This is a genomic window from Pedobacter sp. 01N310, assembly GCF_056399805.1.
In genome coordinates, this window is record NZ_JBFTSB010000002.1 from 468,549 (window position 1) to 482,384 (window position 13,836).

General features: G+C 37.2%; 12 protein-coding genes. 10 read left to right on the forward strand and 2 right to left on the reverse strand.

Annotated elements, in window-relative coordinates:
• Positions 1-2: 2 nt before the first annotated feature.
• From cysQ to AC1DNH_RS07480, 6 genes are all read left to right on the forward strand, one after another.
• The gene (gene cysQ, locus AC1DNH_RS07455; RefSeq protein WP_477581536.1) at positions 3-767 is read left to right on the forward strand and encodes a 3'(2'),5'-bisphosphate nucleotidase CysQ; all 765 of its coding nucleotides are present in this window, start codon (positions 3-5) and stop codon (positions 765-767) included.
• Between the two features lie 13 nt (positions 768-780).
• Positions 781-1,356: an adenylyl-sulfate kinase gene (gene cysC / locus AC1DNH_RS07460; protein ID WP_477609858.1), complete on the forward strand. Its 576-nt coding sequence runs from the start codon at positions 781-783 to the stop codon at positions 1,354-1,356.
• 312 nt (positions 1,357-1,668) lie between these two features.
• On the forward strand, positions 1,669-4,653 hold the full coding sequence (locus AC1DNH_RS07465) for a SusC/RagA family TonB-linked outer membrane protein (RefSeq protein WP_477609860.1): 2,985 nt from the start codon (positions 1,669-1,671) through the stop codon (positions 4,651-4,653).
• A gap of 40 nt (positions 4,654-4,693) precedes the next feature.
• Positions 4,694-6,211, forward strand: a complete 1,518-nt coding sequence (locus AC1DNH_RS07470; RefSeq protein ID WP_477579657.1) for a RagB/SusD family nutrient uptake outer membrane protein — start codon at positions 4,694-4,696, stop codon at positions 6,209-6,211.
• Positions 6,212-6,311: 100 nt separating this feature from the next.
• Positions 6,312-7,712, forward strand: a complete 1,401-nt coding sequence (locus tag AC1DNH_RS07475; protein WP_477608652.1) for an aryl-sulfate sulfotransferase — start codon at positions 6,312-6,314, stop codon at positions 7,710-7,712.
• A 3-nt stretch (positions 7,713-7,715) separates the two neighbouring features.
• Positions 7,716-8,174, forward strand: coding sequence for a hypothetical protein (locus tag AC1DNH_RS07480; protein ID WP_477579654.1), 459 nt, complete (start codon positions 7,716-7,718; stop codon positions 8,172-8,174).
• A gap of 13 nt (positions 8,175-8,187) precedes the next feature.
• Here AC1DNH_RS07480 and AC1DNH_RS07485 read toward each other — a convergent pair whose 3' ends face one another.
• Both AC1DNH_RS07485 and AC1DNH_RS07490 read right to left on the reverse strand, forming a co-directional pair.
• Positions 8,188-8,760, reverse strand: coding sequence for a rhodanese-like domain-containing protein (locus AC1DNH_RS07485; RefSeq protein ID WP_477579652.1), 573 nt, complete (start codon positions 8,758-8,760; stop codon positions 8,188-8,190).
• A 23-nt stretch (positions 8,761-8,783) separates the two neighbouring features.
• Entirely contained in the window at positions 8,784-9,689 is a 906-nt protein-coding gene (locus tag AC1DNH_RS07490) for a prohibitin family protein (protein ID WP_477579650.1), read from the reverse strand.
• Between the two features lie 531 nt (positions 9,690-10,220).
• Between AC1DNH_RS07490 and rpsL the strand changes: the two genes are divergently transcribed.
• The 4 genes from rpsL (at position 10,221) to rpsJ (ending at position 13,806) form a co-directional block, all read left to right on the forward strand.
• Positions 10,221-10,634 (forward strand): 30S ribosomal protein S12, encoded by a 414-nt coding sequence (gene rpsL / locus AC1DNH_RS07495; RefSeq protein ID WP_029278631.1) that lies wholly within the window; start codon positions 10,221-10,223, stop codon positions 10,632-10,634.
• Between the two features lie 17 nt (positions 10,635-10,651).
• Complete coding sequence (gene rpsG, locus AC1DNH_RS07500; RefSeq protein WP_029278632.1) at positions 10,652-11,119, forward strand: 30S ribosomal protein S7; 468 nt, start codon at positions 10,652-10,654, stop codon at positions 11,117-11,119.
• Between the two features lie 129 nt (positions 11,120-11,248).
• Positions 11,249-13,363: an elongation factor G gene (gene fusA / locus AC1DNH_RS07505; RefSeq protein ID WP_029278633.1), complete on the forward strand. Its 2,115-nt coding sequence runs from the start codon at positions 11,249-11,251 to the stop codon at positions 13,361-13,363.
• 137 nt (positions 13,364-13,500) lie between these two features.
• Positions 13,501-13,806 (forward strand): 30S ribosomal protein S10, encoded by a 306-nt coding sequence (rpsJ, locus tag AC1DNH_RS07510; RefSeq protein WP_008244591.1) that lies wholly within the window; start codon positions 13,501-13,503, stop codon positions 13,804-13,806.
• Positions 13,807-13,836 lie beyond the last annotated feature (30 nt).

A 13,836-nucleotide genomic window follows, 5' to 3' on the forward strand; every position in this document is an offset into this window, starting at 1 on the left:
AAATGATAGGTACCATTGATATAAATGCCATACTAAGAATAGCTGTTGAGGCGGGGAAGGCAATTTTAACCGTTTACAATCATGATGAAGATTTTGAGGTATCAGCCAAAAGCGATTCTTCTCCTTTAACTAAGGCTGATAAAATTGCAAACGATATGATATGTCGCGACCTGAAACGGTTATATCCAGCCATCCCAATTATATCTGAAGAAGGAAAAAATATTCCTTACGAAGAGCGGAAAAACTGGGAAGTATATTGGTGCGTAGATCCGTTGGATGGAACCAAAGAGTTTATTAAACGAAATGGTGAGTTTACTGTAAATATTGCTTTAATCCGTGATGGGTTACCTGTGCTGGGGGTAATTTATATCCCGGTACAAAATTTATTGTATTATGGTGAGGCGTCTTCTGGAAGCTGGAAACAGATCCCCGGCGAAGATCCAATTCAAATTAAAGCGGTTAAGAAGAACAATGAATGGACAGCTGCGATAAGCAGATCACATGCAGATGGAGAAGAAAAAGCAATTCTCAGCAAATATCCGATAGTCAATTTTATTTCGGTAGGCAGCTCTCTTAAATTCTGTTTGTTAGCAGAAGGTAAGGCACAGATTTATTTACGCACCGGACCAACCATGGAATGGGATACTGCTGCCGGCCATGCCATTATTTTATTTAGCGGATGTAATATCAATACATTATCTGGTCGTGAAATGTTATACAACAAGGAATCTTTGCTAAACGAAGGCTTTTTGTGTAAGGTTGATTAATTTTAATAAAACTATGCCGCTTCAAACTACAACTCAAAATGGTTATGTAATTCCCAGTCAAAGAGGAATAGTAGTTTGGCTATTTGGATTATCGGGCTCCGGAAAAACAACTATTTCTACTTTATTAAAGGAAAAGCTCGAAGAAGAAGGCTTTTTCGCTATAACATTAGATGGAGATGTACTTCGGGAAGGTATTAATAAAGATTTGGGCTTTAGCGAAGCCGATAGGGCAGAAAACATTAGAAGGGCGGCGGAAATAGCTAAAATTATGATGATGAGCAATATCATTACGATTTGTTCATTCATCACCCCTCTTGAGCAATATCGGGCATTGGCCGCTCAAATTATTGGAGAACTGTATTTTGAAGTCTTTTTAGATTGCCCATTGGCAATATGCAAAGAAAGAGATGTAAAAGGTTTATACAAAGATGCTGACCAAAACCTAATCTCAAATTTTACAGGAGTTAGCGCCAGGTTCGAGCCTGCATTAAACGCCAATCTCATTATCAGAACCAATACAGAAAGTCCGATTCAAAGTAGAGATAAGCTATTTCTGGAGATCATTTCCAAAATCAGTTCCATGCCTTAATCACCTATTCTTAATTATCATGGCTTAATTTATATTGGTTTAATTCTAATCTACGTGGTTTTAGTACATCCAGGGTGTTTAGTCAATCGATTGCGCAGTGTTTTTGCATATAAATACACGCTTTAATTCCTAATATTATCCTACTAAGAATTAAAAGTCATTTTATCCTTTTAGCAACAATCAGCTATAACCAAAACCGCTATGATTAAAATTTACAAACCAACAAATGGGAATTGTAGGACATCTGTTCCTATACTAAGCCGCTCATTTTTTAATGCTCTTTTTAAATTTATTTATTGTTCTTTATTTATTATGATCCCCATTGCAGCCAGTGCGCAGACGGTTGTTACCGGGACGGTGAAAGATGAAAAAGGACTGCCGGCTGTTGGAACATCAGTAACAGAAACTGATGTGAAAAACGGAACATCGGTTGATGCTAACGGTAAGTTTACCATCACCTTAAAGGGCAAATTAAGGGTGTTAAACTTTACACTTGTAGGTTATAAAACACAACGGGTTACCATAGGTGCTTCAAATGTAGTAACGGTAAACCTGGAAGAAGATTTAAATAAGCTAAACGAAGTTGTGGTTGTGGGCTATGGTACACAACGTAAAACAGATTTGACAGGTTCAATCAGTTCTATCAAGAGCGACGATTTAAATCTTGGTGGTACTACATCAAATATTGGTCAAGCCATTCAGGGTAAGGCTGCAGGTGTACAGGTGCAACAAACAAGTTTTGCGCCAGGAGCCGGAATGTCGATAACTGTAAGGGGAGGTAATTCCATCAATACAACCAATAGCCCGCTTTATGTTGTGGATGGATTTATCTCAGATAATGGTAGTACCATTAACCCGAATGATATTGAGGATATCCAGATTTTAAAAGATGCTTCATCAGCAGCTATTTATGGTGCAAGAGGAGGTAACGGTGTGGTTTTAATTACCACCAAAAAAGGTAAGGCTGGTAGGGTAGCTATTGATTTAGATTTATCCAATGGTAATCAGTTTTTAACTTATAAGCCTGCATTGTTAAACGGCCAACAATACACTGCGATTCAAAATGCAACAGCTATTGAAGATAGTAAACCCGCGCCTTTTCCACCTTCTTTTGCAATCGCAAATACCAATTGGCTGGATGAAGCTACTCAAAATGCTTCGGTACATAACCGAAGTTTGAGCATTAGCAGTGGTGATCAGAATTCGAAAATTTATGTGTCAGGAAACTACATTAATCAGAAAGGTGTTTTAAAAGGCACAGGACTAGAGAAATATACAGCCAGAATTGGTGCTGAGAAAACCCTTAACGAACGTTTAAAGTTGGGCGCTAACTTTTATGGCTCAAGTTCGAAAGTATTGCAACAATCGTACTCGGCAGATATTACCGCACCATTATTTAGTTTATTAACCGCATTGCCAAATATTCCGGTTTACAATGCCGATGGAAGTTATTATCGTTATCAGGGTAAAGATAATGCATTGGCCAGTTTGTTAGAACCCACCAATACGAGTACCAATAAATTAGTAAATGGAAATATTTCTTTGGACTATCAAATTATTAAAGGTTTAACTTATCATTTAGGTACCGGTGCAGAGTATACCAACCTTAATGAGGGACAATACATACCTAGAACGTTAAGTGCAGGAGCAAAAAACGGCGGTATCGCAGCACAAAAAAGTTCAACCACATTTAGATGGTTGGTAGAGAACTACTTAACCTATAAATATAAAACTGGTAATCATGATTTTACAGCCTTGGTCGGTACATCTAGTCAAAAGGATGTGAATGATTTTCTTGCCGCAGGTAGTAAAGGTTTCGGAACAGACGAGTTCTTATTTTATAATTTAAGTGCTGGTGCATTACCTAATGGTACAGCTGTAACTATAAGCAATCTTGCGGGTGGTTACAATAGCTTTAAAGAACAAGCTACTTTTAATTCATTGTATGGAAGATTGAATTATGCTTATAATGATAAATTGTTAGCATCTTTTACTTTAAGGAGAGATGGATCTTCCAAATTTGGGGAAAATTTTAGATATGGATATTTTCCATCAGGAGCGATTGCCTATAAATTTACTGATGAAGAATTTATTAAAAACCTGAATACTTTTTCTAATTTAAAATTGAGAGCAAGTTTTGGTGTTACCGGTAATGATCGTATTCCTAATTACCTCTATTTATCAACCTTTACCAATTACAGTACTGTCCTTAATCCAGGTAGCCCTTTACAAATCGGAACTGAGCCTAAAACCCTACCAAATCCAAACTTAAAATGGGAAAGCACAACTCAGTTTAATGTGGGGCTAGACATGGGTTTTTTAAATGGACGTATAAATGCTAGTATTGATCTTTATGCTAAGAAAACTACCGATTTATTACTTAATATCCCAATTGAACAGTATTGGGGCTTTAATTCGCAATTGGTAAATGCTGGCTCGATTCAAAACCGCGGGATTGAATTTATGGTGAATACAGTAAATGTTCGTAATGATGATTTTACGTGGAATACTAATTTTAATATTGCGATGAACAGGCAAAAAGTATTGTCTTTAGGCCCAGTTAACCAAATTTCTGTAAATACGGCAAACCCAAGTGGCACGGTGTCTGGTCGTGAGTTTTCAAGAATGATGCCGGGTAGAGAACTTGGTGAATTATTTGGGTACGTTTACGCAGGTGTAATTAAAACAGGGGAGACTTATGCCCCACAACCTGGTTCTAAAGCCGGCGATCCAAAATATCAGGATACCAATGGTGATGGTAAAATTACACCAGATGATATGACCTATTTGGGAAATTCGACTCCCCGTTTTACCATGGGTTTTGGAAACGATTTTCATTATAAAGGTTTCGACTTAAATATTTTCTTCCAAAGTTCGTTCGGTTATTCATTATATAATATGAACAGATTGGTATTAGAATCTACTACTGGGGCAGATGCATTAAATAGATTTGTTGCAGGAGTTAACGAAAATACCGAAATACCTCGTGAGGGATATTTTTTAACAACGTTTGGTAGTTACGTAAACTCTCGTTTTGTAGAAGATGCGTCTTATTTGCGATTAAAATCTGTATCGTTTGGTTATAATGTGCCAACCAAATTGTTAGATCACATCAAAGTGATTAAAGGTTTAAGGGTGTATGCTGAGGCGCAAAATTTATTTACGATTACCAATTATACAGGAACAGATCCAGAGGTGAATTCGCATTCAGGTAGTAACTTTGGAGGAGGAATAGATTTTAATGCGTTTCCGGCATTCAGAACATTCTCTGCGGGTATAAAGTTAACCATCAATTAGTAATACTTTCCTGATTAATAGGATTAATAAAGATAAAAAGATGAAAAGATATAAGATTATTCTGGCAATTACTGCAGTTGTACTTTTGCAGTTTTCTTGTAAAAAAGATTTAGACCCAGTAGTGTATAGCAGCTTAACCAGTCTCAATGCCTTCAAAACAAAATCTGACGCCATTGCAGCCGTAAATGCTGTTTATGCCAGGTTAAAAGGGCCCGCAGTAGGCGATAACTTTGATTATTGGACGGTAAGGCATTTTGCCCTGACCGATTTAACAACTGATGTTGGGCATTGTAGCAAAGGAGGAGATCCAGGGCAACTTTCAAACGTGCAGTGGAATTCAGCAAATGGACTGATTGCTGAAGATTGGAGACAGATCTATAAATTGATTTCGAACGCCAATAACGCAATTTATAATCTCTCTAAAATGACTGCCATAACAGCCGAAGAAAAAAGCCAGTTTCTATCAGAGATTAAGTTTTTAAGGGCTGTAGCTTATATGGATTTAACCGATGCATGGGGCCCTGTAGTTTTAGCCACAGAAAAAGATTTAGAAAATCCAAAGTATACCGAAGCAGCCGCTTTAACACCACTTGACCAGATCGAAGCTTTTTTAATAAACGATTTACAAGGGATTGCTTCAACTCTGCCAGTTAATTATGCCAATAATAAATTCTATTCTGCTAATGATGTTGGCCGTGCCACAAAAGGTGCTGCGCTTAGCTTGTTGGCTAAATTGTACCTGCGCCAGCACCAATGGCAAAAAGTACTTGATGTAACCAAACAGGTAATGGATTTAAAGGTTTATTCACTTTTTCCAAGTTATGAAGGACTTTTTGCTGAAAGTAATCAATGGTGTTCAGAAAATATTTTCTCAGTATTAAGCGATGCAAATGTTAACGGAACGGAACTGTTGAACCACTTTGGTCCAGAAGAGCATCCTGTTTTAACCGATAGGTGGCAATATTATGCTGTAACCTGGGATTTTTACAACAGTTTTGACGATGCAGATGACCGGAAAAAACTTTTCTTCCCTGAATATCTGGGTGTTGATAAACTAATACACAAGCAAGCGCCCTCGCTTGGAGCAACCCCTCCGGCAGGTACTCTTTATATGCAGGATGTGGCTACGGCAAAGTATGCAGACCCTAAAGGTGCAAATACCTATTACGATGGGCATAGTGTTAACATTCTCCGCTATGCAGATGTGTTATTAAGTAGAGCCGAAGCGATAAATGAATTAAGTGGCCCTAATGCTGAGTGTATAGATCTTATTAACCAGGTAAAAGGAAGATCACATGCTAAACTATTGGTAGCTGCAAACTATACCCAAACCACACTTAAAGATGCACTTTTGCAGGAACGTGGCTGGGAATTATTTTATGAAGGAAAAAGAAGAGCCGATTTAATGCGGTTTGGCAAGTATGAGGCTGTTGTAAATGGATATTTAAAGCGTACCAGCCAAACACCAACGGTTGTGATGCCACGGGATCAATTTTTCCCATATCCTTTAAACCAGGTGAATATAAATCCAAATTTAAATAACGCTGGCAGACAATAATTTCATAATTTATTATGCTCAAAAAGAATATGTAGTTTTAACTGCATATTCTTTTTTATTTAAAAACTATCGCATCCAACCTTTTAATATTTTCAATTTTATGAAGTGCTTTTTAAAACTCGTCGTTTTACTGCTAATGTTTACTTTTTATGGATGTTATACGGGCGATAGCATCAAAGAAATAAAGGTAGGACTGCATAACAACAATGTATTAAAAATACAGATCGATGTAATTGCTAATTCGGCTTTAGATGCCTATGTAGAATACTGGCCTAACAAACTTGCCGATGCTAAAAAAGAAAGTACTGTGCTATCTAAAAATAAAAGCAATCACAAATTTGTACTGTGCAATATTATTCCCCAAACAAGTTATAGCTACCAAATTATTACCGTAAAAAACGGAGCAAAGAAAACGAGTAAAGCTTATACATTTGTTTCTAACGATTTACCGGAATGGCTTAAAGACCAGTTTAAAGCAAAAAGTGCCGATGATAAACTAATTCCTAAAGAACTTAAGAACGGATTAATTCTGGTTAATAAGCGGTATGCACCAGGAATGGCCTATCTCGTAGACTATAAGGGTAGATTGAGGTGGTACCATATGGTTGATAATGTAGGTTTCAAAGTAATCAATTTTACAAAAGACAAAACCTTACTTTCTATTTTGGGTGGCAATGATGAGCCAACAAGCTACGGTAGCCAGATATTGGAGATCAATTTAGAAGGAGATACTATTTTACACTTAAAAAAAGGCCAGGGAGATTTTAAACAGACCATTCACCACGAAATTTTAAAAAACCAAAAAGGGGCGTTAGTTACACTTTTTGTTGATCAGAAAATAACCGATTTGAGCCACATAGGTGGGAGTAAACAGGATACTATAAATGGAGATGGTATCTTGGTGATGGATAAAAAAGGAAAACAGATCTGGAAATGGAGCGTATTCGATAGTCTTGATCCTTTTAGTGATAAGGCTTTATTAAAAACAAAGAAAGATTGGATGCATGCCAATAGCTTAAACTACGATAAAGACGGGAACTACATCATTTCTTTTTACAACAACGGGCAAATTTGGAAAATTGATGCCAAAACAGGTAAGGTAATCTGGAAATTTGGCAAGGGAGGTAACATCAAAATGCCAGCCAATACCAATTTTTCGCAAGCGCATGCCGTACACATCAATGCAGAAGGTAATTTAATGTTTTTTGATAACGGAATAGAAAAACATCGGTCAGGAGCTTATGCTTTTAAGCTAAATGAGCAGACGCAAAGTGCAAGTTTAAATATGCATATTCAGCTGCCTCCTCAGATCTATAACGACCGCATGGGGAGCGCTTACATGATTAATAAGGATAACATATTATGCTGCAGTTCTAAAAGACATATTGTTGTACTCACTGATAGAAAAGGTGTATTATTGTGGACAATGGAAGCTTCTGTACCCGCATATAGAGGGATATTTGTAACTTCGGAGCAATTAAGTCCTTATCTTAAACCTTAACACATGAAAAAAACTTTACCGTTCATTTTTACAATTTTAATAATGCTGTCTTTTTCGGCCTGTAAAAAAGGCGACATTAAAACCTTAAACAGTATTGGTTATGGATCATCATTTGGCATGTGTGTAGGCTATTGTTCCAATAATTTACTCATTAGCGACCTGAAACTTACTTTTTCTAAATCAAAAAACGGGCAAACAGCTGACACCAAAACCTGTAGCAAAACAATCTCCGAAGCTGATATAAACGCAATCAAAAAAGAATTGAATTTGGAGAAGATTTCGGCCCTGCCAGAAGTAATTGGCTGCCCTGATTGTGCTGATGGAGGTGCAGAGTGGATTGCTATTAATGCCGATGGCAAACAGTATAAAATTACTTACGAGTATGGTAAAGCACCAAAAGAATTAGAAGCTGCAGTTGCACAGTTGAAGGTTCTGAAAGATAGTTTTAAGGATTGTAATTAAGACTTAGCTTTTATCACCTTGCTTTAATAATAGCACTTCTGATTTCGGTTCCTTCAAAGTTTATTCGTTTATCCCGTGTGCTTACCAGTTCGGAGAGCTCATATACATTTCTATACCCATAGCCATATAGATTAATATAAGTAGGAATATTTAAGGCCAATGAAATTGGGGCTATTTTTTTCTTTATTAAAACAGGCACAACTACTTTACTGGCAAAATTTGCCTGATCATCTATAAAATTATTATTGCAATAAATTAATATTTTGGCATCCGCATTTGGTATAATCCTTAACAGGTTTTGTTGTGTGAAATCAGAAAAATTTAGATGAATGGCACCCTTAACATGTTTGCGTTTAAATAGACTATCAGAACGTGTATCTAAGATAATGGTGCCTTTCTCTTCAGCCATTTTTAAAAATGTTGGTAAATCTACTAGCTTACCTTTACGATGGGCTTTAACCTCGGGTATGAGCTTTTCGTAAGCATCAAAATCTACATTAGCCTTTCTTTTAATAGTTGACGAAGTTTGTGCATTACATAGGCATGCAATGTTACAGAACACGATCGTGATGATTTTTATTTTCATTTTTCGAACCTTTAAAAGATTAATTAATTTCCACCTAAAATAATTGGCGCGCTTTTGCCATTACCCATAATAATAACTTTGGTGTTGGCCGATTTTGCAATTTCTTTTTGTGCCAATATCGATTCGTATTGGAGCTGGCGATCGCTTAAGCCTGTTGAAAGGATCCGTTGGTAATCGGCAATTCCTTGTGCTTCTACTCTTTTCCGTTCGGCTTCCTGGCGTTCTTTTTGAAGTACAAAAGTCATCTTTTGCGCATCTTGTTCTGCATTTATTTTCGATTCGATACTTGCTTTTACCGATGCAGGCAAGGTAATATTGCGCACTAAAAGCTGTTCTAATTCTAAACCTCTTTTCGCAAAACTTTTATTTATAGTTGCAAATATTTTAGCTTGAAATTCGTCCCGTTTGCTTGAATATAAAGCTACGGCATCATACGAAACTGCATTATCTCTTATTGCGGTTCTGGAAACTGGGCGAACAATTTTCTGCAGATAATCTGTCCCGATTTCCCGGAGTATATTTGGCGCTGAACTTGCCTTAACCCGAAATAGTACAGAAAGGTCTATCACTACTTCCAAGCCATCGGCAGATAATACCCGAAGTGCGTCATCACCTTCTTTATTCCCTTCATCATGAACACCAGACATGGTGTAGTTTTGAGTTTTAACATCAAAAGGTGTAACCTCAGCAATTGGGTTAATTACATTTAAACCGCTGTATAAAACTTCGTTGTCTACTTTTCCAAAAACGGTTTTAACGCCAACTTCACCAGCATCAATAACTTTAAACATAGAGAAAGATAAGCCGATAATGACCAGTACTACACCAATAATTTTGGTGATATTGCTGTAGCGGCCAATAACGTTATTTTGGTTTGATACCGCAAAACCAACAAAAATGATAATAATTCCAACGATACTTAAGAACATATAATTTAGATTTTTATTAAAGATAGGTATTTAATGCAACCTTTTATGGAATTAAAGCATGTGTGGTTTTAGGCTTTTTAAAGCATATAGAAATGGGCTGGGGAAAATTAGAACGTTAATAGAATCGGTTTACTTTGCTAACTAAACCCGATATACGTGGAAAGCGAATTCTTCACGAGCTTGTAACATTGGCGGGGCCGAACCCAGCCTAAGAATTGCTGAAACTGCTTTCCAAATAACAGTTTATAATTATGGAATGATGCTAAGAGGGCCCGAATATTATGGCGAGAAAGATTGCTTCACGCCATCGCCATTTCTTCCGCTTCGGTTCGCAATGACGATGATCAGAAAGAAAATTTGCAACTCCTTAATCTTCAACTGAAAACTGATAATTGCCAACTGAAAACTTTTTACGCTAACCCCTTGATTTTTAAAAAGAATTGTTCTACTTTTGCAGTCCGTTTTATGGGCTATCTGCAAGGATGCCGGGGGAGCGGTAAATTTTTTAATAAAAAAACATAAAAAAGCACAATGCCAACCATTCAACAATTAGTTAGAAAAGGTAGAGTAGCACTGGAGTTCAAGAGTAAGTCTCCAGCGTTGGACAGCTGTCCACAGCGAAGAGGTGTATGTACACGTGTGTACACCACTACCCCTAAAAAACCAAACTCAGCAATGCGTAAAGTAGCCCGTGTTCGTTTAACGAACGGTAAAGAGGTGAATGCTTACATTCCTGGGGAAGGTCACAACTTACAGGAGCACTCAATCGTATTGATCCGTGGTGGTCGTGTTAAAGATTTACCAGGTGTACGTTACCACATTATCCGTGGTGCATTAGATACATCAGGTGTAGCTGGTCGTAACCAACGTCGTTCTAAATATGGTACTAAACGTCCTAAACCAGGACAGGTAGTTGCGGCACCAACAAAAGGTAAAAAGAAATAATCGGGAGGAAATAAGAAATGAGAAAGTCAAAACCAAAAAAGAGAATTATTCTTCCTGATCCAAAATTTAATGATGTTCAGGTAACTCGTTTTGTAAACAATATGATGTACGATGGAAAAAAATCTATCGCTTATTCAATTTTTTACGATGCTGTTGAAATTGCTGAGAAAAAAGCAGGTGAAAACGGTTTAGAGATCTTTAAACGTGCTTTAACTAACATTATGCCAGCTGTAGAGGTTAAATCTCGTCGTGTTGGTGGTGCTAACTTCCAGGTTCCAACTGAGGTTAGACCAGAGCGTAAAACAGCTTTAGGTATGAAATGGTTAATTTTATATGCTCGTAAACGTGGCGAAAAAACCATGAAAGAGAAATTAGCTGGTGAAATCGTAGCTGCTGCTAAAGGTGAAGGTGCTGCTGTTAAGAAGAAAGAAGATACGCACAAAATGGCTGAGGCTAACAAAGCGTTCTCTCACTTCAGATTCTAATTTAGAATTAACAGATTAGTAAGATTACACAGATTTAATTAGAAGATTATACTGATTAGATAAATTACACCGATTTGTTTTAACATAATCGGTGTAATCATTTAAAATCAGATAAATCAAAAACATAACATGGCAAGAGATTTAAAATTTACAAGAAATATTGGAATCGCGGCTCACATTGATGCAGGTAAAACTACAACAACCGAGCGTATTCTTTATTATGCTGGTGTAAGTCATAAAATTGGTGAAGTGCACGAAGGTGCTGCAACAATGGACTGGATGGCACAAGAGCAAGAGCGTGGTATCACGATCACTTCTGCTGCAACTACGGTTGAGTGGAAATACAGAGGTCAGGCTTACCACATGAACATTATCGATACACCAGGACACGTGGATTTTACCGTAGAGGTAAACCGTTCGTTACGTGTATTAGATGGTTTAGTGTTCTTGTTTTCTGCAGTTGATGGTGTTGAGCCTCAATCAGAAACCAACTGGCGTTTGGCTAACAACTATAATGTTGCCCGTATCGGTTTCGTTAACAAAATGGACCGTTCTGGAGCAGACTTCTTAAAAGTTGTTAAACAAGTTAAAGATATGTTAGGTAGTAATGCAGTTCCATTGCAATTACCTATCGGTGCTGAAGACGGATTTAAAGGTGTGGTTGATTTGATCAACAACCGTGGTATCGTTTGGAATGAGCATGATAAAGGTATGACCTTTACTGAAGTGCCAATCCCAGAAGATATGTTAGATGAGGTTGCTGAGTGGAGAGAGAAATTATTAGAATCAGTTGCTGATTATGATGAGTCTTTAATGGAGAAATTCTTTGAAGATCCAAACTCAATCACTGAGCGCGAAATTTTAGATGCTTTACGTGCAGCTGTTTTAGATGCTAAAATCGTTCCTATGGTTTGTGGTTCATCTTTCAAAAACAAAGGTGTTCAAACCATGTTGGATTACGTGATGGAATTATTGCCTTCACCTCTTGATTCAGAAGGTGTAACAGGTACTAACCCAGATACAGGTGCTGAAGTTTTATTAAAACCAAGCATTAATGAGCCATTTGCAGCTTTAGCATTTAAAATTGCAACTGACCCATTCGTAGGCCGTTTATGTTTTATCCGTGTTTATTCGGGTAACTTAGAAGCTGGTTCTTACGTGTATAACACACGTTCAGAAAGTAAAGAGCGTATTTCTCGTATCTTCCAAATGCATGCTAACAAGCAAAACCCTGTGCCTAATGTGGCTGCTGGTGATATTGCTGCGGTAGTAGGATTTAAAGATATCAAAACTGGTGATACACTTTGTGAAGAGAAAAACCCAATCATTCTTGAGTCTATGAACTTCCCTGAGCCAGTTATCGGTTTAGCTATTGAGCCTAAAACTCAAGCTGATGTTGATAAATTAGGTATGGGCTTAGCTAAATTAGCTGAAGAAGATCCTACATTCAGAGTTCAAACTGATCAGGAAACTGGTCAAACGGTTATCTCTGGTATGGGTGAGTTACACTTAGATATTTTAATTGACCGTTTAAAACGCGAATTTAAAGTAGAGGTTAACCAAGGTGCGCCGCAAGTAGCTTACAAAGAAGCAATTTTTGGTACGACTCAACACCGTGAAACTTATAAAAAACAATCTGGTGGTCGTGGTAAATTTGCCGATATCCAAGTTATTATTTCACCAATTGATGCTGATTTTGAAAAAGGTGGTTTACAGTTCGTAAACGAAATTACAGGTGGTTCAATTCCACGTGAGTTTATCCCTTCAGTAGAAAAAGGATTTGCTGCTGCAATGGCTAATGGTGTATTAGCTGGTTATCCGCTTCCTGATATGAAAGTACGTTTGATTGATGGTTCATTCCACGCAGTCGATTCAGATGCTTTATCATTCGAGCTTGCTGCCCGTATGGCATATCGTGAAGCTTTACCTAAATGTAAACCTACTTTGATGGAGCCAATCATGAAAATCGAAATCTTAACCCCTGAAGAAAACATGGGTGATGTTATCGGTGATATGAACCGTCGTCGTGGTCAATTATTAGGTATGGATACCCGTAATGGATCTCAAGTAATTAAAGCTACTGTGCCGCTTTCTGAAATGTTTGGTTATGTAACGCAGTTACGTACAATCACTTCAGGCCGTGCAACTTCTACAATGGAATTTGACCACTATGAAGCTGCGCCTAAAAACGTACAGGATGAAGTAGTTGCTAAATCTAAAGGAAGAGTAAAATCTGAAGACTAATTAGTATTAAGATAAAGGTATCAAGTATCAAGATGGATTATCAGTCTTGATACCCGATACTAAATACTTGCTACTAAAAAGATAAATCCGGTTTCTGTTGTTAATAGCTCTAACAGGAAACCACAATTAAAAATAAGATGAGCCAAAGAATCAGAATTAAATTAAAATCTTACGATTACAACTTAGTAGATAAATCTGCTGAGAAAATCGTAAAAACTGTTAAGCCTACGGGTGCAGTTGTAAGTGGACCAATTCCACTTCCTACAGAGAAAAAAATCTTTACTGTTTTACGTTCTCCACACGTAAACAAAAAAGCTAGAGAGCAGTTCCAATTATGCGCTTACAAACGTTTATTGGATATTTATAGCTCTAACTCTAAAACAGTTGATGCTTTAATGAAACTTGAATTACCTAGCGGTGTTGAAGTTGAAATCAAAGTTTAATTGATTTTAAAAGAACAGAAAAGGTCTCGA